The organism is Vibrio bivalvicida (genome assembly GCF_001399455.2).
Lineage (GTDB): Bacteria > Pseudomonadota > Gammaproteobacteria > Enterobacterales > Vibrionaceae > Vibrio > Vibrio bivalvicida.
The window spans coordinates 105,110-128,570 of sequence record NZ_LLEI02000010.1; the positions used below are offsets into that span (position 1 = coordinate 105,110).

Consider the following 23,461-nt stretch of genomic DNA (forward strand, 5'->3'; position numbering starts at 1 on the left):
ACTTGGTGCAAGCTATAATTGCTTAACTTGATTGTTCGACAGGAAAGTATCTGGGCACCTAGCTTTATGGCTAGCTATAAAGCTAGGTGCCATAAGGTGTAGATTAGCTTTGAGCAGCTATAAAAAGCTTATAGACGTAAGTCGATGAGATAAAGTCGGAGTTAGTCGTTTAATTACGACTTTAGGTAAATTAAGCTTCACAACTCATGGTAAAGGTAATAAAATGTTAGAGCATATGATCTTCCATAAAAGCTTGGTATTATGGGGCTTTGGTTATTTTCTCGTGACTTGTTTTTTTGATTGGTTTCAATGTTGACGTGTATTTTTTGGTAGCTAATAATGTTATTTTTTGAATTGGAGTTTTTGCTTTTTTTTACATTGTTTTTTTTAGTGTATCTTATGATGGGGAGGGTTCGTCAGAATAAACTAATAATAGCTGCTAGTTATTTCTTTTATGGCCTTTGGGATTATAGATTTCTAGGTTTGTTGATAGTATCCACATTGGTGGATTTTTTTGTTTCTAATAAAATAGAAGAATGTAATAATAAGAAAGGTAAGAGTAAGTTTTTCTTATTAGTTAGCATAGTGACGAATATAGGTATCCTTGCAACATTTAAGTATTTTAACTTTTTTGCAGAGTCATTTGTCAATTTGACCACATCAATAGGTTGGTCTTTATCACCTTTTACTCTAGAAGTTATTTTACCTGCCGGAATTTCATTTTATACATTTCAAACGCTTAGCTATACAATCGATGTGTACAATCGAAAGATAACTGCAGAAAAAAACTTCATTAATTTTTCTGCTTACGTTGCTTTCTTTCCACAACTTGTTGCAGGTCCGATTGAGCGAGCTGGCAATCTATTGATTCAGTTTCATAAATCTCGAGTGGTTACTGCTTCCTGTTTTTTCGTGGGAATTAGGCTTTTTGGCTGGGGAGTGTTTAAAAAATTATTCATTGCAGATAATCTAGCTAATATAGCAGACCCCGTTTTTGCAAACCCTTCTTCATATGACTCTTTAAGCCTTTTGATTGCTTTATATGCCTTTTCATTTCAAATCTATTGTGACTTTTCTGGCTATTCAGATATGGCTAGAGGTCTTGCAAAAATGATGGGCTTTGAGCTATCTATTAACTTCAATCTTCCTTATTTTTCAAAAAGTTTACGCGAATTTTGGACTCGGTGGCACATAACATTGTCAAATTGGATTAGAGACTATATATACTTTCCACTTGGAGGAAGTCGTGGTAGTAAATTATTCACAAGCAAAAACTTGATAATTGCCATGTTGTTAAGCGGTCTTTGGCATGGGGCCGGTTGGAACTTCATTTTTTGGGGGGCTTATAATGGTGTAATCATGGCATCTGAGTATATTCTCAAGGACTCCTGGCTAACTTCTTGGTGGAGACAGAGGTCTGCGACTTTAAGGGTGATCGTGACTTTCCATATAGTATGTTTTGGATGGTTATTGTTTAGAGTAAACAGCGTTGGTGAAGTTTACACTTATCTCTACTCCTTTATTTCTGGTTTAGAGCGCTACACTACAGAACTAGTTTTAGATAATCATGATTGGTTGACGCTTATTGATAGAGTGTTTGAGTTATATATTGGGGACTCCATTGGTTATATTATTAAACTACTATTTTACATAACACCGCTTTTGATGGTTCAAATTTTTCAATATTCTAAATCAGATCACTTGTTTGAATTGTCTTGGAAATCTTGGGCTAAAGGCTCTGTATATGCGGTTTTATTTTTCTCTTTATTAACCTTTGGAGCGAGTGATGGAAAGCAATTCATATATTTTCAGTTCTAAAAAAGCTCTAATTACCTTAGCAATATTTGTAATTGTAGTTATTGCTATGAGTATGATTACAGATAAATTGATGACTCATTTTGATAGTAATAGCAATATTGGCCGCTCTATATCTGACAATGAACAAGTCTATAGAGATTACGATTTTCTTGCGATAGGAGATAGTAGAACACAACAGGGTGTTGATAGCGCAATGTTGTCAAATTTGCTATCGAGCGATGAAAAGGTAGCTGACGTATATAACTTAGGTCGGCCTGGGATGCAGGCACCATTTACGTACTTTATTGTCCGAGATTATCTGGATAATGTAGATAAACGCCCTAGTGCAATTGTAGTTAACTTCAGTTTCTATTTGCTAGGGGGGGAAGAATGGATGAAGTCCATCTATCTAACCTACTACAAGCCTAAATTATGGCAAGTAATAGATGCATATTCTAGCCAGTTGGTTACATTTAGAGAAGCTCTAGAATGGTACTTTGGCACAAGGCTCAGCTTTTTGAGGTACAGAGATCGAGCTCCTAATCTTGTAACAGAGTTATCAAATCCCAAGGAGCTTGCCAGACAAGTATCTAGCATTAGTGAAAATAATGAACGTTTATTTAGAGCAAGTAATTTTGGTTACTTATCTCGAGGCACTGAAACTATCACTAAAGATGAAGTAGTAATTGGGGGATATTCTAAAGGCTTAGAGAGAGGATATAGTTTATATTTCGTGTATATGTCGCGTTTTTTTGAAATTGCCGCACAAAATAAAATAAATGTCATAGTTTATGACTTTCCTTGGCCTCAAGAATTTATGTTAGATCCGAGCTTTTCTGATATCCACGCTTACTACAAAAACTTGATTATGAATCAGGCAAAAAACAATGAGTATGTACACTTTCCTGAATATGATTTTTTTTGGGAAGAGAAGTATTTTTCAGATCAGTTACATCTCAATCAATCGGGATCTGAAAAATTAACCAAACAATTATCTACGTGGATTGAAGAATTTGGCATGACTAATTAGAAAAATTGGAGTTCAAGTGTACAATTATTGCTATAAGAAAGTTGTTTTTTCTCTAGCTTTCTTAATCCGAGTGTAACAAAGCCAGTAAATTTCACAAGTATAGTGACATAGTGAATTTGGCCACCGGACTAGTGGTGTTACGATGTACCTCGTACACAACAGGTAGAACTATAACAAAGTGTACGAGAAGAACTTACAGTCCAGAGTTCAAACTTGAAGCAGCCCAGCTAGTTGTTGACCAAGGTTACTCCGTGGTCTAAGCAGCTAGAGCTATAAATGTGAGCAAATCTGCTATGGACAAGTGGGTAAGGCAGCTTAAATAAGAGAGACTACCCTTTCCCCCTGAATTAGCACCATGACTTCGATGAGATTTCTAATACACTAGAAATAATGGAGATCTCTAAATGAAAAAACGATACACGGAAGAACAGATCATTAAAGCGATAAAGCAGCACGAAGCTGGTGCTAAGGTAGACGACATTTGTCGTGACATGGGGATATCATCGGGCACGTTTTACAATTGGCGTAGCAAGTATGCAGGCTTGGAAGTCAACGAAGCGAAACGCTTAAGTGAGCTTGAGTCTGAGAACAACAAGCTCAAGAAACTGCTCGCCGAGAAGTTACTTGAAGTTGAAGCGATGAAGGACGTCGTCTCAAAAAAGTTCTAACGCCATCTTCTCGAAAGCTCATTGTCCGCCACCTAATTGATACTCACCAGTTAAGCGAAAGAGCGGCCTGTAAGCTTGCATGTTTGAGTCGAACGGCGTTTCGATACCATCCTAAAGCCGCGTCAGACATAGACGTACGTGGGCGCTTGAAAGAACTCGCGGCGCAATACTCTCGCTACGGTTACTTGATGCTCCATAGCTTACTAAAGGCTGAGGGCTTGGTTGTGAACAAGAAGCATACGTATCGCCTTTACACAGAAGAAGGGCTGCAAGTCAGGACGAAGAAACGGAAAAAGCTACAGCGCCCTCGATTGGTCATGGATGTTCCAAGCAGATTGAACCAACGTTGGTCGATGGACTTTGTCTCCGACCAACTGAGCAGTGGAAGACGCTTTCGCATTCTCAATGTCATTGATGACTATTCACGAGAAGTCGTCGGGCAACTTGTATCTGTATCAATCAGTGGACAGCAAGTCGCTCGCTTTTTGACTCAACTGATTGAAGTGCGTGACAAGCCTAACCACATTGTTTGCGACAACGGAACGGAATTCACCAGTAAAGCCATGTTCTATTGGTCTAAGACAACCTCGGTAATCTTGGACTTTATACAACCAGGTAAGCCGACTCAAAACGCGTTCGTGGAAAGTTTAAACGGCAAGTTCAGAAATGAGTGCCTCAATCAGCATTGGTTCCGCATTCTGGATGAAGCAAGGTACGAAACAAAACTATGGAGAGAGCACTACAACCATATTCGACCACATAGCTCTCTAAATTATATGTCGCCAATTGATTATGCCAATCAAGCGGCGTAAACATGGGAAACGTCATCGAGGCGGTGGTATTAATCTCGGGGAAAGGTCAGTTGACCACTACTCTAGGCTTAGTGTATGTCAAAAGCATCTTGTAGCCAAAGAAACTCAACTAATATACAATTTCGCCCCACCTTTATTATTTTGAGTCTAGGCACTATGGACAATTTTAAAAATGTGTAATTCTAAACATACGAATAAGCTACATCACAACGATGATAATGAATTTGTAGATGTAAAGTCAGTTTTGAGCTTGATATGGAAGAAGAAATGGTGGGTAATCCTATCGGCCACATCCATCGCGTTTGCATGCGGCTTGTATGGCTTGGATAAAAAAGAGATGAGTTACGAAAGTCAAGCAACTATTGTTGCAACTTCTGACCCGTATGGCTTTTATGAAGACGCAGGGTTTGATAAAGGGGTGTGGATAACTTCTGAAAATCCAACTTTAGCTCACATTATCAACTTACCAGCTTTTCAACAAGCAATGAAAACTGCTGTTGGATTTCAAGATATAGATTTTTCAAAATTTAGAGTTGACATTGACTCTAGTACTCAAGTCAACATCAGTCTGAGAACGGTAAAAAGTCAGGGTGAAGCTGATAGGCTAATGAAAAGGTACCTAAACACGTTACATGAGCAACTAAAACTTTATGAGGTAAAGCGTGTTGGTACGCAACTTAATGTCGTACAAGATGTTGTCGATAAAGCAGAGACTCCCATGGAGAGACAAGCTGCTTATAAGTTACTTGTTATGAGGAAAATCAAACTAGCCACTTTGGAGCACCTAGCCTTGTTCGAGGTTAAATCCGTGGTTGAGTCTCAAAATACAAAGGATAACTCGCAGGCTTTGTCAATTGCGGGCGGTGTTTTCGGAATGTTTTTTTCTATAGCAATCATATTGCTATATTCATTATTTCGCCGTAACTAAGACGATGAAAATGAAACTCTTATAAGGAATACGTATATTATGGCAGATGTTCTTGGCTTAATAGGTCGCAAAGTTCCCCTTTTCTTAGAAGATATCAAAAAAAGTGAAGACTCTCTTACTGAGATAGTATCTAAATCAAGCTTCTTAGTTCTTGGTGGCGCAGGCTCGATTGGCCAAGCCGTGACCAAAGAGATTTTTAAACGTAATCCCAAGAAGCTGCATGTTGTTGATATTAGTGAAAACAACATGGTAGAGCTTGTTAGGGATATCCGTAGTTCGTTTGGTTACATTGATGGTGACTTCCAAACATTTGCTTTGGACATTGGTTCTCTAGAGTACGACGCGTTCATTAAAGCCGATGGTAAGTTCGATTATGTACTGAACTTATCTGCGCTTAAGCATGTTAGAAGCGAAAAAGATCCTTACACATTGATGCGCATGATCGATGTGAATGTCTTTAATACAGACAAAACGATCCAACAGTCTATTGATGCTGGCGCGAAAAAGTACTTTTGTGTTTCAACGGATAAAGCTGCAAATCCAGTCAATATGATGGGAGCGTCCAAACGTATTATGGAAATGTTCCTGATGCGTAAAAGCGAGCAAATGGCAATCTCAACTGCTCGATTTGCAAATGTGGCATTCTCTGATGGCTCTTTGCTTCACGGATTTAACCAACGTATCCAAAAGCGCCAACCTATAGTGGCCCCAAACGACATCAAGCGTTACTTTGTTACTCCTCAAGAGTCGGGAGAACTATGTTTAATGTCTTGTATCTTTGGCGAAAACCGTGACATTTTCTTCCCGAAACTGAGTGAAGCTCTGCACCTTATTTCGTTTGCTGATATTGCGGTGAAATACCTAGAGCAACTTGGTTTTGAGCCCCACCTATGTGAAACAGAAGAAGAAGCACGCCAACTTGCGCATACACTTCCAGAGCAGGGTAAGTGGCCATGTTTGTTTACTGCAAGTGACACAACTGGTGAAAAAGACTTCGAAGAGTTTTTTACAGATAAAGAAGAGCTGGATATGTCTCGATTCGAAAATCTGGGCATCATCAAAAATGATCCTCTTTATGAGCAAGAACTTCTAACTTTATTTGAAAACAGTATTTCTGAGATGAAAGGTGAGCGAGCTTGGACTAAAGAGCAGATTGTGGAACTGTTCTTTACCATGATCCCTGATTTTGGACACAAAGAAACGGGTAGATACCTCGATAGCAAGATGTAAGTGGAGTATTCAATGAAAGCGACATCTATTGTTGAATTTGTGAGAGATACTTACAAAACAGACGAATTTATTCCCTTACATGCACCAACGTTTGATGGCAACGAAAAAGCGTACGTAATGGAAACGATTGAAAGTACATTTGTTTCTAGCGTCGGCAAGTTTGTTGATGATTTTGAAAGAAAAATCGAAGCTTATACTGGTACCGCCAAAGCAGTAGCGACAGTGAATGGCACAGCAGCATTGCATGCAGCATTGTACATGGCTGATGTTCAAAGAGGCGATCTGGTCATTACGCAAGCATTGACGTTCGTTGCCACCTGCAATGCTCTTTATCATATGGGGGCTGAACCTATTTTTTTGGATGTCTCTCCAGTGAGCTTAGGGTTGTGCCCTAAGGCTGTGGATGAATTTTTAGAAGAGAATGCTGAAGTTACAGACGCGGGGTGTATCCATAAAAAAACAGGCAGCAGAATCAAAGCCGTTGTACCAATGCACACGTTCGGTCACCCTGTAGAACTTGATGAACTGATTACCGTTTGCTTGAAATGGAACATCACTTTGGTTGAAGATGCAGCAGAGAGTCTTGGTTCATTCTACAAGGGCAAGCACACCGGTACTATAGGTGATTTTGGTGCTGTTAGCTTCAATGGTAATAAGATCATAACCACTGGTGGTGGTGGCATGGTGCTATGTAAGACTCAAGAATTTGGTGCGCGTACTAAGCATGTCACGACGACTGCAAAAGTACCTCATCCCTATGAGTTCTTCCATGATGAACCTGGCTTCAACTATCGTATGCCAAACCTGAATGCAGCTCTTGGCTGTGCTCAGATGGAAGTCATTGATAAATACCTGAAAAAGAAAAGGCTACTTGCAAAAGGCTACAAGGATTTCTTTAACGGAACAGATTTTAAATTTGTCACTGAGCCAGAATATGCGCAGTCAAACTACTGGCTAAATGCAATCATTTGTCCGGACAAAGAGAGCCGCGAAGAGGTACTCACAGGCACAAATAATTCAGGTGTGATGACTCGACCGATTTGGCAGCTAATGCACAGGTTACCTATGTTTGAGAATGCAATACGTGGTGACCTCACTTATTCAGAGTTTGTTGAGGCACACCTAATCAATCTCCCAAGTACCCCAGTGGAAATCAAAGGCTAATTAGGTTTAATACACACATGACGCAGACACATAAAAAAGTTGCGGTCTTTACTGGTACAAGAGCAGAGTATGGTCTGCTCTTTTGGCTTTTAAAGGACATACAAAACGATCCTGACCTCACACTTCAATTGCTTGTTTCTGGTATGCACCTGTCACCGGAGTTTGGCGATACTTACAAACAAATTGAACAAGATGGCTTCAATATCGATGAGAAAATAGAGATTTTGTTGTCATCTGATTCCGCAGTAGGAACAGCGAAAAGTATGGGGTTGGGGGTTTTAGGTTTTGCCGACGCATTGTCGCGACTAGCGCCAGATGTTCTTGTCATCCTTGGTGATCGCTTTGAGGCGCTGGCCGCAGCACAAACGGCCATGATACTTCGTATTCCGATTGTTCACCTTCATGGTGGTGAGATCACGGAAGGTGCCTATGACGATGCGATTCGTCATGCGATTACCAAGTTGAGCTACCTACATGGGACATCAACAGACGAATATCGAAACCGAGTGATTCAACTTGGTGAATCGCCAGCACGTGTAAGAAATATTGGTGCAATTGGTTTAGACCACCTAAACCGAGAGTCTTTTATGACCGTTTCTGAGTTGAGCGAATCACTAAGTTTTGAACTCACGGAACCTTATTTTGTTGTTACCTATCATCCTGTTACATTGGGATGTGAATCTCCAGAGGAAAGCTTTCAATCGCTTTTAAACTCATTAGATGAATACCCTGATCATCAAGTCATATTGACTTATCCAAACGCAGATGACGGTGGTCGACGCATTATCCCAATGCTAGAAGATTATGCGGCAAGTCAACCCAAACGCGTATTGGCAATCCCATCACTAGGGCAAGTTCGTTATCTGAGCTCGGTGAAACATGCTGCTGCAGTTATTGGTAATTCGTCTAGTGGTATTATTGAAGTACCAGCCTTTGATGTTCCTACAGTGAATATAGGGTCCAGACAAAAGGGACGTTTGGCTGCAAAAAGTGTCCTAAATGCCACTGCTACGAAAGAATCCATCAGTAAAGCGATTGGCTTCGCTGTGAGCCGAAAGTATAAAGCTGAAGATGCGAGTATTGCTAACCCCTACGGGCAAGGTGATAGTAGCAAGCAAGTCATAGAGATGATTAAAGGGCTGGATTTTGATCCTTGTAAGTCGTTTTATGATGTAAACATTGAACCTGACTTAAACAAGAAAGTAGAGTGAGACAATAATGACTTTGATTATTGCCGAAGCGGGTGTAAACCATAACGGCCAAGAAGAATTAGCGTTTGCTTTGGTCGATGCTGCTCACAAAGCTGGAGCGGATATAGTAAAGTTTCAAACTTTTAAAGCAAAAAACCTAGTTACTGAAGAGGCTAAGCAAGCCGAATATCAAGTAGCAAATACTCAAAAGCAAGAGTCTCAGTTAGCGATGTTAAGCCGTTTAGAGCTGTCATACGAGACTCACCATGATCTCGTCAAATACTGTGAGTCCCTTGGTATTGAGTTTCTATCAACAGCTTTCGATTTAGAAAGTTTAGATTTCTTAGTCAATGATCTGGGTTTAACGCGCTTGAAGTTGCCTTCCGGTGAGTTAACGAACGCTCCTCTTGTATTGGCTCATGCTCGTACTGGTTGTGATCTTATTGTATCAACAGGTATGGCAACACTTTCTGAAATTGAGACGGCTCTTGGAGTGATCGCTTTCGGCTATACAGCAGATGAAAAAGCAGAACCTTCTATGCTAGGTTTCCAAGAAGCTTACGCATCAGACGTTGGTCAAAAAGCGCTAAAAGAAAAAGTAACAATTCTTCATTGTACGACGGAATATCCTGCTCCAATGGAAGAAATCAACCTAAGAGCAATGGATACGCTAGGGCGAGCATTTGATTTGGCGGCAGGCTATTCGGATCACAGTGAAGGAATAACGATTCCAATTGCGGCTGTTGCTCGTGGTGCTGTTTTAATAGAGAAGCATTTCACGTTAGATAAAAACATGGAAGGTCCAGACCACAAAGCTTCTTTAGAGCCACACGAGCTAGAGGCAATGGTTAAAGCCATCCGTCAGGTTGAGATTGCATTAGGGTCTAGCGTAAAAGCACCAACAGTTTCTGAAGTGAAGAACAAATCAGTAGCCCGAAAGAGCTTAGTGGCAGCAACGGACATCGAAGAAGGTGAAGAGCTGACAGAATCCAACCTTACAATTAAGCGCCCAGGTAGCGGTTTGTCTCCATATCTTTATTGGGATCTCATTGGGACTAAGGTCAAAAAGCAATATAAAGTTGGGGATATGATACTTGAGGGTTAAACGTAAGCTTCCCATAATCCTGATTGGTGGGGGGGGTCATGCATCTGTTTTAGCTGATATTTTGCTCAGCCAAGGGCGAGAAATTCAAGCAATAATTAGCCCAGAGAATCTAGCCGAGCGTAAAGTTTTCTCCGGTATTACACATTTAAAAAATGATGATGATATACTCTCTTTTTCACGTGAAAGTGTATTGCTAGTTAATGGTATCGGAATGATGCCAAACTGCAGGTTGAGGCAAAATCTTACAAGTTTTTATTTGGATCTTGGATACAGTTTTGAAACTGTGATTGCGTCAACTGCAATTGTTTCATCTTATGCAAAAATATCTACTGGTGCTCAAGTTTTTCCTAATGTAGTTGTAAATACAGGGGCTTCGATTGGAGAGCACAGTATTATCAATACTGGCGCAATTATAGAACATGATAGTGTTGTGGAAAGTTTTTGTCATGTTGCTCCAAAAGCTATTATATGTGGGCAAGCTCTCTGTAGCTCGGGGTCTTTTATTGGAGCTGGTGCGACTGTTATACAGAATGTTCGTCTAGGTATGAACATGGTAGTTGGTGCAGGTGAAACTATCAGACGTGATAGATTATAAAAAGTAAGTTATTAAGTAGTTTAAAATGATTGATAATTGGAAACGCTCGTTAGTTCAAGAAACCTCAACTATTAGAGATGTATTAGAGATTCTTGACGTTGAAGGTTTAAGAGTTGCGCTTGTTATTGATGACGATAAAATCCTCAAAGGGGTGGTCACTGACGGGGATATTCGGCGCGGTTTGCTCGAAGGTGAAAGTTTGGAAACTCCTATCAATAGGGTGATGAATGATAATCCGTATACTGCGCAAGCTGGCACTTCAAGGGAAGAGCTCATTGCCAAAATGAATGAGCTTGACTTTCTATTTATTCCAATTCTCCAAGGCAGTAGACTTGTGGGTCTAGAGACTTTACATGGTGCTCTAGTCCATTCCGAAAGAAAGCGTCAGAATCCGATTTTTATTATGGCGGGAGGCTTTGGAACTCGATTACGGCCACTAACTGATAATTGCCCTAAACCAATGCTTAAGATAGGGGATAAGCCTATCTTGGAAACGCTGATAAACAGTTTCAAAAAAGCCGGCTTCGTAAACTTTTATATATCCACGCACTACATGCCAGAAGTAATAGTCGAACATTTTGAATATGGTCATAAATTTGGCGTAAATATAACATATGTACATGAAGACACTCCTCTAGGAACTGGTGGGGCTTTAGGTTTGCTTCAAAGCGAACTTCCTAATAACTTGCCAGTTATCATGATCAATGGAGATGTTCTAACTAAAGTAGACTTTGAACGCCTACTTGACTTCCATATATCAAACGATGCTGACGCGACTATGTGTGTTCGCGAATACGACTATCAAATACCTTATGGAGTTGTTGAGGGGGATGGTAGTCAGGTTACAGCGATGGTAGAGAAGCCTATCCAAAGGTTCTTCGTAAATGCAGGCATCTACGTTATATCCTCAGATATAGTCAAATCAGTTGAAAAAGGCTGTAGTATAGATATGCCAACACTACTTGAGCGGCACATTGATGAAAGTAAAAACGTGTTGATGTTTCCAATCCATGAGTACTGGCTTGATATCGGACGAATGGACGATTTCAATAGAGCTCAAATGGAAATTCATACTTTAGGGGTCTTGGACTAATGCAGAGCGAGAAAATACTAGCGATTATTCCCGCTCGCGCTGGAAGTAAAGGGTTGCCCGGTAAAAATATCAAATCATTAGGTGGAAAGCCAATGATTGCATGGACGATTGAAGCGGCAGTTCAATCGCAAAAGTTTTCGAGAGTAGTAGTATCCACAGATAGTGTAGAAATTGGGGAAGTAGCACAACAGTGGGGTGCTGAAGTTCCATTTTTAAGACCTGATTTTTTGAGCTCAGACGAATCCCCTATATTTGATACTATTACTTATACCTTGGATATGTTAGGCGATGAATTTGACGCAATTTGTCTATTGCAGCCAACGTCCCCATTGAGAACGTCAAATCACCTTATTGAGGCTGTAGAGCTCTTTGAAAAGGACGATGTTCACTCTGTGGTGAGTGTTACCAAAGTAGATAAAAGCCCTCAATGGTGTTTTTGGCGTGATGAGCAAGCATATTTAACTCCCATTCTTAGTGGCGGCCTTTCATTAAACCGTAGGCAAGAGCTACAAGATGCCTTTGTTTTAAACGGGGCAATATATATAGCGGAGACGGGAGAGTTATTAAGTGAAAGAAAATTTTTGTTTGATGATTCAGTTTCCTACTTGATGAGTAAAGAGTCATCAATTGATATTGATGATTTAGTCGATTTTAAGTTAGCACAGCTGATTTTAGGTGAAGCATGATTGAAAAAAGAAACGTGCAGCAAATGTATAATTTGCCAACAGAAGTGAAATTTTGTAAGAAATGTACTATTTCGAACCAACGTCCACGTATTAAGTTGGATGAGAATGGCGTTTGTAGTGCATGTAATTTTGCAGAATACAAACGAAACGAAATAGACTGGGACAAGCGTGAGCAAGAGCTTAAAGAGTTGTGTGATCGTCATCGTAAGTCGGATGGTAACTATGATGTTATTGTACCGTGCAGCGGTGGTAAGGACGGCAGTTTTGTAGCGCACATGTTAAAGTACAAATACAACATGAATCCACTTTGTGTTACGTGGGCCCCTCTATTGCCAACAGAGCTTGGACGTAAGAACTTAGATAACTTTATTAGAGCTGGTTTTGACCATATTCTAGGTACACCAAACCCAAAAACTACTCGTAAACTGACTCAGCTAGCATTTAAATATATGGGTGACCCGTTCCAACCATTCATCTATGGTCAAACAAATTTCCCTATGAAAATGGCGATTCAACATAATGTGTCGTTGATCATGTATGGTGAAAACGGTGAAGTAGAGTATGGCGGTGACATGAAAAACGCATCAAGACCAACTCGTGAAATTGCTGACCATGATGGCCACTACTTTTCAGGCAAGCCCCCATCGTTTTGGAAAGAACATGGTCTTACTGAAGTTGATTTAGCCCCTTTCCAAGCTCCACCTATGCAAGCTATTCGTGATAATAATACTGAGATTCATTTCTTTGGCTATTACAAGTTTTGGGATCCTCAAGAGTGTTATTACTACGCTAAGGAAAATACTGGCTTCACTCCTAACACTGAGCGTTCTGAAGGTACTTACTCTAAATATGCTAGCCTTGATGATCAAATTGATGGTTTCCACTACTACCTTGCTTTTATCAAGTTTGGTATTGGTCGTACAACATCAGATAGTGCGCATGAAATTCGTGATGGAAAAATTGAGCGTGATGAGGGTGTTGCTTTAGTAAATCGCTATGACGGAGAGTTCCCGACTAAACATTTCCAAACTTTCCTAGATTACTGTGATATCACGGAAGAAGAGTTTCATGAGGTCATTGATAGCTGGCGTAGTGACCACCTATGGGAAAAAGTTGATGTCGAATGGAAACTTAAAACAGATGTAACTAAATCATAGGTTACCAAAAGTATGAAAAATGTACGTCTTATATCTCGTCTAGATGTAAAAGGCAGTCACTTGATAAAAGGCGTGCATCTTGAGGGACTTCGAAAAATTGGTGTTCCTCAAGAGCACGCTGTCAAGTATTATCAGCAAGGTGCTGACGAAATTATCTATATGGATGTGGTTGCGAGCTTGTATGGGCGTAATAACCTTAGTGATATTGTCGAGCGAACAGCCGAAAATGTTTTTGTACCTATTACGGTAGGTGGAGGGGTTCGAAGTGTTGAGGATGTGAGACACCTACTTCGATGTGGTGCAGATAAAGTTGCGATCAACACTGCTGCCACGCAAAACCCCAACTTGCTGTCTGAAATTGCTGAAGTATTTGGCAGCCAGTGCGTTGTACTTTCTGTAGAAGCTACACGCCATGAAAATGGTGATTGGTGGGTATATACAGACAATGGTCGTGAGAAATCTCAATATGAGGTTGAGGAATGGGTGAACAAAGCTGTTGACCATGGTGCGGGTGAAATACTGTTAACGTCGGTTGATCATGAAGGCACCGGAAAAGGCTTTGATAACCAATTGATTAAGCTAGTATCCAACAGCGTTAATGTTCCTATTATAGCCAGTGGAGGCATGTCTTCTAGCTCCCATATTGTGGAAGCCATCGATCACGGTGCAGATGCAGTAGCGATGGCTGATGTCCTTCACTACAACAAGATGACAATGGAGATGATCCATAGTGAGTGTCTTAACCATGGACTGCATGTGAGGAAACTTAGATGAAAATCGGCGTATTGGACTATGGTGCGGGCAACTTAAAAAATGTTTGTCGAGCCATTACTCACTTAGGCTATCAGTTTCAGTTGGTTTCTACACCAGAAGATGTGCAAAACGTTGATAAGCTCGTGATCCCAGGAGTTGGAGCATTTAAGGTTGCGATGGCGCAACTTGAAGCTTTGGATTTGATTGATCCGATTATCGACCTAGCGAATAAAAACGTCCCAATTTTGGGCATTTGCTTGGGCATGCAACTCTTGTTCGAAGAAAGTTCTGAGTTTGGTAATACTAAGGGATTGGGTTTACTGAAAGGAAGCATAGGGTTAATTCCCTCTGTTGACAGCAAAGGCGAAGTTCTTAAAGTTCCTCACATTGGTTGGAATGAACTCTGTCTGTCTGACAACCCATTTGCTCTAGCAGATGGCGTAAAGAACGGCGATGCGGTTTATTTTGTGCACTCTTTCAGAGCTTGTGGTTATCAGGCCGAAGAGCTGCTTGCATTTAGTCACTATGGTAATGAGGTGATTCCAGCAATTGTGGGTAAAAACAATGTTGTTGGTTGCCAGTTCCACCCTGAAAAGAGTGGAGAAGTAGGGTTAAGAATATTTGAGAATTTTCTTACTGACTAGCGTTTCTTCAGATGTGTTGACTTCTGCGTAATAGAGCCACGAAAGGATTCGTGGCTCATATGTTTTTTATATTTAGGTTAGAAGAGAATTAAATTTAAATGAAACTAGCTATATATTCTTTTCTATCAGTGTCTATAGGCCTTGTTCTAGGAAGAATTACGGGATTTTTGCGCGAGCTTTATGTCGCTAATGTTTTTGGTGCTAGCTCAACAACCGACGTTTTGATCTTAGTTTTGACAACACCAGACTTTTTGGTAAATCTTTTGGTCGGTGGTGCCCTAAGCATGGCGCTGATCCCTGAATTTAAGAGTTTGTCGAGAAAACATGCTCAGTTGCTTTATCAGCAAGTCATGTTATTGCTTGGTATAGTGTTCCTTGTTATCGCGTCCGCATTAGCATTCTTTTCTGATCCCCTCATTCAATTGTTAGCGCCGGGTGTTTTAACGTCGATATCCCCCCAAGATAAGCAAAGTTTTTCAATCAGTTTATATGCAATCCCCCTGATCGTTCTCGCTGGTATTTCGACAGCGTACTTACATTCCAAAGAGCGTTTTTTTATAGCATCGTTAGGTACATTTGTTTTTAATACTTTGATTATACTTTCCATGGTCTGCGCCTTATATTATTCCGAAAGTTATATCACTGTATTTGTAGCTTATACAGTTGTTATTGCATCGGCTATACGATTTGCTTTGTTTCATTTATCAATACCAAGAGAGCAAAGTGAACCCGTTTTTTCGTTTAACCTAATTACGGGTGAATTAGTGAAAAGATACATTAAGTGTATTTTCACTGGTGGTTTCTTCTTTTTGATGCCGATAGCACTAAGAGCTATCTCCTCAGTCTATGGTGACAAAGAAATTTCCTTTGTTAACTATGCGACTAAGTTAGTTGAATTCCCTTTGGGTGTATTGATTACAGTTTTTTCTATTATATTTTTCCCCAAGTTATCAAAGCTTTATTCCGACGGTGATCACGAAAGCTTTAGAAAAATAGCTACTCTCCTTGCTTGTTTTATTTTATCACTATCACTGATTTCCAGTGTTCCACTATTTGTTAATTCATTTTACTATGTCGAGTTGCTTTATGGAGCCGGGAGTAAGCTAAGTGAGGTGGATTTAGTGACGATATCTAGTTACTTGTCGTTATACGCATTGACTATTCCGCTACAAGGGCTTAATAGCTTGCTTATTGCGATATTCAGTGCTCGTAAGCAAGTTAACTTACCATTGATTGCGTCATTCCTCGCTATTATTAGCTTCGCCATATTGGGCAAAGTTTTTGCGGAAAGTATGTCAGAGGTATTTCTTTATGTGTTTATTTCCTTCGCAGTGTCAACTTTTGTTCTTTTGTATGTAGCGATAAAAGAACAGGTATTCTCATTCAAAGATCTGGGAAGTAAAAACTTATTTACAATATCTCTAGCCATCACTATTTATTTTTGCTTTGTTTCTTATGGTAGCCTTGGTGTATACACCTTACTTTATGATGGGGTGCTTTACGCGCTGTGCACGCTGATTTTACTGGCAATTACAAAAATACTAAAAGTTAGAACTTAATTTTTGGAGACATTCATTGTTTGATTTAATGTTGATTACTAATAACCAAGAAGTCGCGCAGTTTGCCGTTGACAGTGGGGTTAGTAGAATTTTTTTAGATACTGAGATCAATGGCAAAAAAGAGCGCCAGGGACATCTAGATACAGTAATCAGTGAGCATTCACTGATTGACCTAAAGATGTTAAGAAAGGTCACTGGTCATTTCGACATATTGGTGCGTATAAACCCATTGTATCAAGGAACAAAAGAGGAAGTTGAAACTGCAATTCAATTGGGGGCCGATATGATAATGCTTCCAATGTTCCATACCGCAGAAGAGGTGAAAGCTGTCAGTAGTATGATTGATGGCAGAGTAAAACTCATCCCACTTGTTGAAACGAAATCAGCGATCGACAACATTGATGATATCGCTAAGGTTGAGGGTGTTAGTGAAGTTCATATCGGCTTAAATGACTTGCACTTAGACATGGGACTATCGTTTATGTTTGAACTGCTTATTAATGGCGTCATTGAAAAGGCGGCTGAAAAGCTAAACAATGCGGGAATGCCATTTGGAATCGGCGGGATTGCAAAGTTGGGAGAAGGTAAATTGCCTGCAGATATGATTCTGTCAGAACACGTTCGGTTAGGCTCTAAGTCTGCAATTTTATCCCGTGCGTTTCACAATAACTCCAAAACGCTAGAAGAGTTTCAACAGCAAGCTAATCTTAAATCTGAAGTTTCCAAAATTTACGATGAAGTCAAACGTCTCCAAGAGGAATCACTGGAGACACTGCTCGGTACGCGAGAAGACATGAAGCAGGTAATACATCAAATTGCAGGAAAATAGTCAATGAAACGTCTTTTTGATATTAGTGTCGCTTTGGTCGCTCTTTTGCTACTTTCGCCAGTAATACTATTAGTGTCGCTCCTGATTTATCTTACCGATAAAGGCCCGGTGTTCTTTAAGCAGAAACGCGTTGGGTTAAATGGTAAAACATTCGAAATCTATAAGTTTCGTAGCATGGTTACAAATGCCTCAAGCTTAGGGGGGCATCAAACTTTAGAAAATGACAGCAGAATTACTAAGATCGGTCGCGTGATTAGGAAAACAAGTGTTGATGAGCTTCCACAGCTACTGAACGTACTTCTTGGTGATATGAGTGTTGTAGGCCCTCGACCAAATGTTCCTCTTCAAAGAGAAGAATACAGTGAGCAAGAGTGGGACAAAAGGAACAGTGTTCAGCCAGGAATCACCGGTTTAGCACAAGCAAAAGGTAGGTCTTGTCTGACACCAGAACAACGTACAAATTATGATTTAAAATACGTTGATAACGTTAATTTGATTAACGACATTAAAATAATTCTTCTAACGGTGAAGCAAATCGTCACTAAAGGTGGTAACTAGGTTATGTGTGGTATTTTTGGTTACTTTGATCAAAATTCAAAGTCTATTGATTCTAATGTACTTAATGAAATGGCATCGGCAATCGAACATAGAGGCCCAGATGGACTGGGACTTTATGAAGGTGAGGGGTTTGCTTTGGGAAACCAAAGGTTGGCGATCTTAGATATTGAACATGGAAATCAACCATTTGTTTCGGATGATGAGAATATAATCGTCGTGCAAAATGGGGAGATATTTAACCATGTCGAGATTGCTGCCGAGTTGCAAGGTACCGAGTTTGAATGCCGCACTCACAGTGATACTGAAGTTATTTTAAGGCTCTATCAAAGAGACGGTATCGATTTCATCCAGCAACTCAATGGCATGTTTGCTATTGCTATTTACGATAAAAACATTGAAAAAATGTTTTTGATTCGAGATCGCGTTGGAGAGAAGCCGTTTTATTACAGCTATCAAGATAGCCAACTTGTATTTGCTTCTGAAATTAAGTCTATTTTGGCGACAGGCATCGAACGTCAAATCAATTACGATGCTTTAGACACCTACTTAACTTACAACTATGTAACCCCACCTCTAACGCTATTTTCTGATATTCTTCATGTGCTTCCCGGTCATTATCTTGAGATTGACGAAGAGCAAATTAAAGATGTTACTTGGTGGGATGTGAGTCAAGTTCAGGTTGAGAATAAGTCGGAAAGTGAGTGGATTGAAGAGTTCAACACTATTTTGAGTGATGCGGTACGAATTCGACTACGTTCCGATGTGCCTTTTGGTGCATTTTTATCTGGTGGTGTTGACTCTAGCACTGTCGTTGGGTTGATGGCAGAGCAGATTGATGAGCCTGTCAGTACTTATACGATAGGATTTAAAGAGAAACGCTTTGATGAATCGCCGTATGCACAGGAGGCGGCGGATAGATTTAAGACGCGCCATACGGCAAAGATCGTAGAAAGCAACATGTTTGATATGTGGGCAAAGTCTACTTATCACTGCGATCAACCTCATGGTGATGTGTCTTTTATGCCAACACTGAAAGTTGCTGAGTTGGCTGCTGAAGATGTGAAAGTCGTGCTTACCGGTGATGGCGCCGATGAACTTTTTGCTGGTTATGACAAATATCGTGATTTTTTTTCGAATGAGAGTAGCTTAAGTAGTGATACTGACGAGTTTTATTCCGCATACATTCGCAATATTTCGCTGTTTACCGATGAGAAAAAAGCGTTGATGTATCGTAAGGAAGCGAAGCAAAAAGTGACTCAAGGCTTATCAAAGCAAATCGTGGAAGAATTGCTGAACCGTTCAGATAACATGGATCGAATCAATCAAAGTTTATACATTGATACTATGTTACTGCTTTCTGGAAACAATTTGGTCAAACCAGATAAGATGGGAATGGCTGTTTCTATCGAGAATCGAGCGCCGTTTCTAGACTATCGTATGATTGAGCTGGCATTTTCGATGCCTGGAGAGTTGAAGCTCTATAAAGGTGAAACGAAAAGTATCTATAAAAAGGCGGTATCAAAGCTGATTGGCGAGCATTTGGCTTATCGTAAAAAGCAAATGTTCACTGTGCCTATTGGAGAATGGTTAAAATCTGATCTCAAGCCTATGGTTGAAGACTTGCTTTTTTCACCACAAACACGGTCAAAAGCGATATTTAACTCGGATTACATAGAACAACTTTACCTAGAGCACTGCCAAGGAACCAGCAATTATACGCGAGAGATTCGGGCAATAATGGCATTGGAAATTTGGTTACGTGAATTCGACGTAAAGTTGTAGCATTGCGCCCTAACAAGGTTAGAACTTAATAGATGGTTAAGAAGCAAATTTTGATCGTCACATATGGTGGCGGTCATGCGGCGATGGTGCTACCCGTGATACAGGCACTACAAGGCTTTGATAATGTTCAAGTCACGGTACTTGCACTCACGACAGCTGCAAGTCAATTGAGAGATCAAGGCGTGAATTGTGTCAGTTTTAAGGACTTTACGTTTTTAGTTGATGAACAGTATCAAGTCTTCGGTTCGGAGCTTGTGGATACCGATGCCGCGTCTCCCGTGATACCGGTGGAAGAATCCATCGCTTACATGGGGATCAATATGTTGGACTTGGTTCAAGAGCATGGAGAGGAAGCAGCATACCGGTTGTATGATGAGCATGAGAGACAAGCTTTTTTGCCGGTACGATTCTTCAAAAAGTTAATATCCCATTTAAACGTTGATCTGGTCATCGCCACGAGTGCACCGCGCGCAGAGCGAGCAGCCATTGTTGCAGCATCTGACTTAGGTATTAAAAGCTTATGCATGGTGGACTTGTTTGCGTTGCAAGAATATCGATGGCTTAAAGACAACAACTATGCTGATGTGGTTTGTGTGTTGCATCAGTCCGTGAAAGACTTTTTGCACTCTCATGGCCGAAGTAAAGACAATATTGTTGTTACAGGCAACCCTGTGTTTGACACCATCAACCTGCCAACAACGATTCAATCTGGCTTAGGTCTTCGTCGACATCGCTGGGGAGATGACGATGCCTGTGTGAACATATTATATGCCTCTCAGGTTGAACCTGAAGTTCACCCTTTTATCAGTGGCTTAAAAGGGAACAAAGAGCTGCCTGTTCAAATTGAAGTAAAACTGCGGCAGTTTGTGAATAAGCACCCGAATTACCGACTCTTGGTAAGACATCATCCGAGCGAAAATCGACAGTTTCACCCTGAGCCTCAAGTCGAATATGCAGATGAGAGCTTACATGATTTACTGCATGCTGTAGATATTGTTGTCGTGATTTCTTCGACAGTAGGTTTGGAAGCCCACTTAGCAGGGAAACCAGTACTCGCGGTTGACACTTCCATTTTTACGTCGGATTTCCCTCTCAGTGAAATGGGCTTAGCACAAGGAATCGACCATTTAGATAACCTTGAGCCGGGTATTCTTAATGCCAGTCGTCCAAGTACGAGTGACAATAAATTAGTTAGTCTTTCCATTGATAAGGTTATGAAGGAAGTCTCTAACCTATTGACTAAATAGAGAATTGAATGAAGATATTTGTGACAGGCGGAGCTGGATTTATTGGTTCGGCATTAGTAAGGCATTTAGTCCGCGATACAGAATGCGAGGTAATCAGCATTGACCTGCTGACATACGCCGGTAACTTAGACTCCTTGTCCTCAATTGAAGACCAGCCTGGTTACTCTTTTGAAAAAGCAGATATTCGCGATCGAGTCACCATGGACAAGCTGTTTGAAAAATACCGGCCAACAAAAGTTATCCACTTAGCGGCAGAATCTCATGTAGATAGATCCATCGATGGTCCTGGAGATTTTATCGATACCAATATAGTGGGCACCTACACCTTACTTGAATCTTCCAGAAAGTACTATCAAAGCTTAGACGATAGTGAAAAAGAGACGTTTATCTTTCATCATGTATCGACTGATGAAGTATACGGAGATCTTGAATCAGCAGACGCCCTCTTTGATGAGGATCATCCTTACGCGCCTTCTAGTCCGTATTCAGCATCAAAAGCCGCTAGTGATCATCTAGTTAGAGCATGGTACCGAACGTATGGGCTACCCACGTTAGTGACCAACTGCTCTAACAACTATGGTCCATACCACTTCCCAGAAAAGTTGATTCCGCTGATGATATTAAATGCGTTGGAGGGTAAAGCGATGCCAGTTTATGGTGATGGACAGCAGGTCCGTGATTGGTTATTTGTCGAAGACCATGCAAGGGCCCTTTGGTTGGTGGCAAATAAAGGTGTACCAGGCGAAACCTACAATGTCGGTGGCCACAATGAAAAGACCAACCTAGAAGTAGTGACAAGCATCTGCGCAATTTTAGATGAACTGGTTCCAAACAGGCCTGCCAGCATTCATAGTTACTCGGATTTGATTAAATTTGTTCAAGACAGGCCGGGCCATGACCTCAGGTATGCGATTGATGCAACAAAAATAAAAGAAGAACTTGGCTGGGTTCCGGAAGAGACATTTGAAACTGGATTACGAAAAACTGTTATCTGGTATCTTGAAAATAGTCGATGGTGGAGCCCCATCGAGACCAGAATCGAAGCAAGAAAACGTTTAGGGGTTCAGAAAAAGTGAAAGGGATTATATTAGCTGGCGGGTCAGGCTCTCGTTTGTACCCAATAACAATGGGGGTATCTAAACAGTTACTCCCTGTTTATGATAAGCCAATGATCTATTACCCTTTATCAGTTTTGATGTTGGCAGGTATAAATGAGATCTTATTGATTACGACTCCTGAAGATAATGACAATTTTAAGCGTTTACTAGGTGATGGCGTTCAATTTGGTATCAAACTGGAGTATGCAGTCCAACCTAAACCTGAAGGATTAGCTCAAGCATTTATCATTGGTGAAGAGTTCATTGGTGACGATAGTGTTTGCCTTGTTCTTGGCGATAATATTTTTTGGGGACAAGGCTTTTCTCCATTACTAATTGAAGCAGTAAACCAAGACAGAGGTGCGACAGTGTTTGGCTATAAAGTACATGACCCTGAGCGTTTCGGTGTTGTAGAGTTTGATGAGCAACTGAATGCTATTTCAATAGAAGAAAAACCGTCAAAACCAAAATCTGATTTTGCGGTAACAGGTCTCTATTTTTACGACAATCAAGTAGTTGATTTTGCTAAAAAGGTTAAACCTTCTTTAAGAGGCGAACTTGAGATCACTTCAATAAATCAAGAATACTTAGAGCAAGGAGAGTTTAAGGTTAAATTGCTTGGTCGCGGGTTTGCATGGTTAGACACCGGAACACATGATAGTTTACTAGAAGCTGCACAGTTTGTAGAAACCATCGAAAAACGCCAAGGTCTTAAGGTTGCCTGTTTAGAGGAAATTGCATTGCAACACGGATGGCTAAAAAAAGAAAACATAATGAGTAATGCATACTTATCTGAGAAAACAGGATATGGAAAATATGTACTAGATCTGTTGAAGAGTAAATCGCATGACTAAAAAAGTAGCTATTTCTCAGTCAAATTATATACCTTGGAAAGGTTATTTTGATCTTATCGCTAGTGTGGATGTTTTTGTATTATATGATGATATGCAGTATACGAAAAGAGATTGGCGTAATAGAAATAAGATCCAAACAGCTAATGGCCCCCAGTGGTTAACGATTCCCGTAGAGGTAAAAGGAAAATACCATCAAAAAATCAACGAGACGTTAGTTGCTGAACAATCTTGGCGTAGAAAGCATTGGGCTGCAATTTGTCAAAACTATTCGAAAGCACCTTATTTCAATCACTATAAACAAGTTTTTGAAAATATATATTTAGAGTCAAATGAAAAATATTTGAGTAAAATCAATTATGAATTTATAAAAGAGGTTTGTAATATACTCAATATTAATACCAACCTTATTTTTTCAGAGAGCTTTGAACTGGTTGATGGTAAGTCTGAAAGGCTATTAGGCTTATGTAAGGAGCTTAATGCGGATATTTACATTAGTGGACCAGCAGCGAAAAATTACCTAGATGAAGCACTGTTTGCGAGTGAAGGTATTAATGTTGAGTGGATGGATTATGGAAATTATCCTGAATACTCTCAACAGTACTTACCATTTGAGCATTATGTTACGGTGTTGGACTTGATTTTTAATCAAGGCCCTAATGCCCAAAACTATATGAGATTGTAGA

The 23,461-nt window shown here is 40.3% G+C and carries 22 protein-coding genes and 1 pseudogene; all 23 read left to right on the plus strand.

What is annotated here, in order from left to right:
* The first annotated feature begins 339 nt into the window (after positions 1-339).
* The 23 genes and pseudogenes from APB76_RS01210 (at position 340) to APB76_RS01320 (ending at position 23,460) form a co-directional block, all read left to right on the plus strand.
* Positions 340-1,818: an MBOAT family O-acyltransferase gene (locus tag APB76_RS01210; protein WP_054962643.1), complete on the plus strand. Its 1,479-nt coding sequence runs from the start codon at positions 340-342 to the stop codon at positions 1,816-1,818.
* The gene (locus APB76_RS01215) at positions 1,787-2,827 is read left to right on the plus strand and encodes a hypothetical protein (protein ID WP_054962642.1); all 1,041 of its coding nucleotides are present in this window, start codon (positions 1,787-1,789) and stop codon (positions 2,825-2,827) included. Before APB76_RS01210 ends, APB76_RS01215 begins: the two co-directional genes overlap by 32 nt.
* 170 nt (positions 2,828-2,997) lie before the next feature.
* Positions 2,998-3,147 (plus strand): annotated as a pseudogene (locus APB76_RS22875) (transposase); the annotation flags it as partial.
* Positions 3,148-3,231: 84 nt separating this feature from the next.
* Positions 3,232-4,307, plus strand: a protein-coding gene (locus APB76_RS01225) for an IS3 family transposase (RefSeq protein ID WP_237767871.1) whose coding sequence is annotated in 2 segments (ribosomal slippage) — positions 3,232-3,481 and positions 3,481-4,307 — 1,077 coding nt in all. Because the reading frame shifts where the segments join, the coding sequence is not laid out codon by codon here.
* A gap of 172 nt (positions 4,308-4,479) precedes the next feature.
* Positions 4,480-5,235 (plus strand): hypothetical protein, encoded by a 756-nt coding sequence (locus tag APB76_RS01230; RefSeq protein ID WP_054962640.1) that lies wholly within the window; start codon positions 4,480-4,482, stop codon positions 5,233-5,235.
* A 39-nt stretch (positions 5,236-5,274) separates the two neighbouring features.
* Positions 5,275-6,465: a UDP-N-acetylglucosamine 4,6-dehydratase gene (locus APB76_RS01235; protein WP_054962639.1), complete on the plus strand. Its 1,191-nt coding sequence runs from the start codon at positions 5,275-5,277 to the stop codon at positions 6,463-6,465.
* Positions 6,466-6,477: 12 nt separating this feature from the next.
* Entirely contained in the window at positions 6,478-7,629 is a 1,152-nt protein-coding gene (locus tag APB76_RS01240; RefSeq protein ID WP_054962638.1) for a LegC family aminotransferase, read from the plus strand.
* A 17-nt stretch (positions 7,630-7,646) separates the two neighbouring features.
* Positions 7,647-8,840 (plus strand): UDP-N-acetylglucosamine 2-epimerase, encoded by a 1,194-nt coding sequence (neuC, locus tag APB76_RS01245; RefSeq protein ID WP_054962637.1) that lies wholly within the window; start codon positions 7,647-7,649, stop codon positions 8,838-8,840.
* 7 nt (positions 8,841-8,847) lie between these two features.
* The gene (neuB, locus tag APB76_RS01250) at positions 8,848-9,924 is read left to right on the plus strand and encodes an N-acetylneuraminate synthase (RefSeq protein WP_054962636.1); all 1,077 of its coding nucleotides are present in this window, start codon (positions 8,848-8,850) and stop codon (positions 9,922-9,924) included.
* On the plus strand, positions 9,914-10,519 hold the full coding sequence (locus tag APB76_RS01255) for an acetyltransferase (protein ID WP_054962635.1): 606 nt from the start codon (positions 9,914-9,916) through the stop codon (positions 10,517-10,519). The genes neuB and APB76_RS01255 overlap by 11 nt, the downstream gene beginning before the upstream one ends.
* 25 nt (positions 10,520-10,544) lie before the next feature.
* Positions 10,545-11,612, plus strand: a complete 1,068-nt coding sequence (locus APB76_RS01260) for a nucleotidyltransferase family protein (RefSeq protein ID WP_054962634.1) — start codon at positions 10,545-10,547, stop codon at positions 11,610-11,612.
* The gene (locus APB76_RS01265; RefSeq protein ID WP_054962633.1) at positions 11,612-12,298 is read left to right on the plus strand and encodes an acylneuraminate cytidylyltransferase family protein; all 687 of its coding nucleotides are present in this window, start codon (positions 11,612-11,614) and stop codon (positions 12,296-12,298) included. Before APB76_RS01260 ends, APB76_RS01265 begins: the two co-directional genes overlap by 1 nt.
* A complete protein-coding gene (locus APB76_RS01270; RefSeq protein ID WP_064429679.1) occupies positions 12,295-13,455 on the plus strand; it encodes an N-acetyl sugar amidotransferase in 1,161 nt (386 codons plus the stop codon). The genes APB76_RS01265 and APB76_RS01270 overlap by 4 nt, the downstream gene beginning before the upstream one ends.
* A gap of 12 nt (positions 13,456-13,467) precedes the next feature.
* On the plus strand, positions 13,468-14,229 hold the full coding sequence (gene hisF, locus APB76_RS01275) for an imidazole glycerol phosphate synthase subunit HisF (RefSeq protein WP_054962632.1): 762 nt from the start codon (positions 13,468-13,470) through the stop codon (positions 14,227-14,229).
* A complete protein-coding gene (hisH, locus tag APB76_RS01280; protein WP_054962631.1) occupies positions 14,226-14,852 on the plus strand; it encodes an imidazole glycerol phosphate synthase subunit HisH in 627 nt (208 codons plus the stop codon). The genes hisF and hisH overlap by 4 nt, the downstream gene beginning before the upstream one ends.
* 98 nt (positions 14,853-14,950) lie before the next feature.
* The gene (gene murJ, locus APB76_RS01285; RefSeq protein ID WP_054962630.1) at positions 14,951-16,411 is read left to right on the plus strand and encodes a murein biosynthesis integral membrane protein MurJ; all 1,461 of its coding nucleotides are present in this window, start codon (positions 14,951-14,953) and stop codon (positions 16,409-16,411) included.
* A 16-nt stretch (positions 16,412-16,427) separates the two neighbouring features.
* A complete protein-coding gene (locus APB76_RS01290) occupies positions 16,428-17,240 on the plus strand; it encodes an aldolase/citrate lyase family protein (protein ID WP_054962629.1) in 813 nt (270 codons plus the stop codon).
* Positions 17,241-17,243: 3 nt separating this feature from the next.
* Positions 17,244-17,798 carry a sugar transferase gene (locus APB76_RS01295; protein WP_054962628.1) on the plus strand — a complete coding sequence of 185 codons (555 nt, stop codon included), beginning with the start codon at positions 17,244-17,246 and terminating at the stop codon, positions 17,796-17,798.
* Positions 17,799-17,801: 3 nt separating this feature from the next.
* Positions 17,802-19,580: an asparagine synthase (glutamine-hydrolyzing) gene (gene asnB / locus APB76_RS01300; RefSeq protein WP_054962627.1), complete on the plus strand. Its 1,779-nt coding sequence runs from the start codon at positions 17,802-17,804 to the stop codon at positions 19,578-19,580.
* Positions 19,581-19,612: 32 nt separating this feature from the next.
* Positions 19,613-20,827, plus strand: a complete 1,215-nt coding sequence (locus APB76_RS01305) for a capsular polysaccharide export protein, LipB/KpsS family (RefSeq protein WP_054962626.1) — start codon at positions 19,613-19,615, stop codon at positions 20,825-20,827.
* Positions 20,828-20,835: 8 nt separating this feature from the next.
* A complete protein-coding gene (gene rfbB, locus APB76_RS01310; protein ID WP_054962625.1) occupies positions 20,836-21,903 on the plus strand; it encodes a dTDP-glucose 4,6-dehydratase in 1,068 nt (355 codons plus the stop codon).
* Entirely contained in the window at positions 21,900-22,778 is an 879-nt protein-coding gene (gene rfbA / locus APB76_RS01315; RefSeq protein WP_054962624.1) for a glucose-1-phosphate thymidylyltransferase RfbA, read from the plus strand. Before rfbB ends, rfbA begins: the two co-directional genes overlap by 4 nt.
* Complete coding sequence (locus tag APB76_RS01320) at positions 22,771-23,460, plus strand: WbqC family protein (RefSeq protein WP_054962623.1); 690 nt, start codon at positions 22,771-22,773, stop codon at positions 23,458-23,460. Before rfbA ends, APB76_RS01320 begins: the two co-directional genes overlap by 8 nt.
* Position 23,461: the final 1 nt, after the last annotated feature.

What these genes read in the sequence shown, in the direction of transcription:
- APB76_RS01270 (WP_064429679.1), top strand. Translation starts at nt 12,295, where the DNA reads ATGATTGAAAAAAGAAACGTGCAGCAAATGTATAATTTGCCAACAGAA.
- APB76_RS01240 (WP_054962638.1), top strand. Translation starts at nt 6,478, where the DNA reads ATGAAAGCGACATCTATTGTTGAATTTGTGAGAGATACTTACAAAACA.
- asnB (WP_054962627.1), top strand. Translation starts at nt 17,802, where the DNA reads ATGTGTGGTATTTTTGGTTACTTTGATCAAAATTCAAAGTCTATTGAT.
- murJ (WP_054962630.1), top strand. Translation starts at nt 14,951, where the DNA reads ATGAAACTAGCTATATATTCTTTTCTATCAGTGTCTATAGGCCTTGTT.
- neuB (WP_054962636.1), top strand. Translation starts at nt 8,848, where the DNA reads ATGACTTTGATTATTGCCGAAGCGGGTGTAAACCATAACGGCCAAGAA.
- APB76_RS01305 (WP_054962626.1), top strand. Translation starts at nt 19,613, where the DNA reads ATGGTTAAGAAGCAAATTTTGATCGTCACATATGGTGGCGGTCATGCG.
- APB76_RS01235 (WP_054962639.1), top strand. Translation starts at nt 5,275, where the DNA reads ATGGCAGATGTTCTTGGCTTAATAGGTCGCAAAGTTCCCCTTTTCTTA.
- rfbB (WP_054962625.1), top strand. Translation starts at nt 20,836, where the DNA reads ATGAAGATATTTGTGACAGGCGGAGCTGGATTTATTGGTTCGGCATTA.
- hisH (WP_054962631.1), top strand. Translation starts at nt 14,226, where the DNA reads ATGAAAATCGGCGTATTGGACTATGGTGCGGGCAACTTAAAAAATGTT.
- APB76_RS01210 (WP_054962643.1), top strand. Translation starts at nt 340, where the DNA reads ATGTTATTTTTTGAATTGGAGTTTTTGCTTTTTTTTACATTGTTTTTT.
- APB76_RS01230 (WP_054962640.1), top strand. Translation starts at nt 4,480, where the DNA reads ATGTGTAATTCTAAACATACGAATAAGCTACATCACAACGATGATAAT.
- APB76_RS01320 (WP_054962623.1), top strand. Translation starts at nt 22,771, where the DNA reads ATGACTAAAAAAGTAGCTATTTCTCAGTCAAATTATATACCTTGGAAA.
- APB76_RS01260 (WP_054962634.1), top strand. Translation starts at nt 10,545, where the DNA reads ATGATTGATAATTGGAAACGCTCGTTAGTTCAAGAAACCTCAACTATT.
- neuC (WP_054962637.1), top strand. Translation starts at nt 7,647, where the DNA reads ATGACGCAGACACATAAAAAAGTTGCGGTCTTTACTGGTACAAGAGCA.
- hisF (WP_054962632.1), top strand. Translation starts at nt 13,468, where the DNA reads ATGAAAAATGTACGTCTTATATCTCGTCTAGATGTAAAAGGCAGTCAC.
- APB76_RS01295 (WP_054962628.1), top strand. Translation starts at nt 17,244, where the DNA reads ATGAAACGTCTTTTTGATATTAGTGTCGCTTTGGTCGCTCTTTTGCTA.
- APB76_RS01215 (WP_054962642.1), top strand. Translation starts at nt 1,787, where the DNA reads ATGGAAAGCAATTCATATATTTTCAGTTCTAAAAAAGCTCTAATTACC.
- APB76_RS01265 (WP_054962633.1), top strand. Translation starts at nt 11,612, where the DNA reads ATGCAGAGCGAGAAAATACTAGCGATTATTCCCGCTCGCGCTGGAAGT.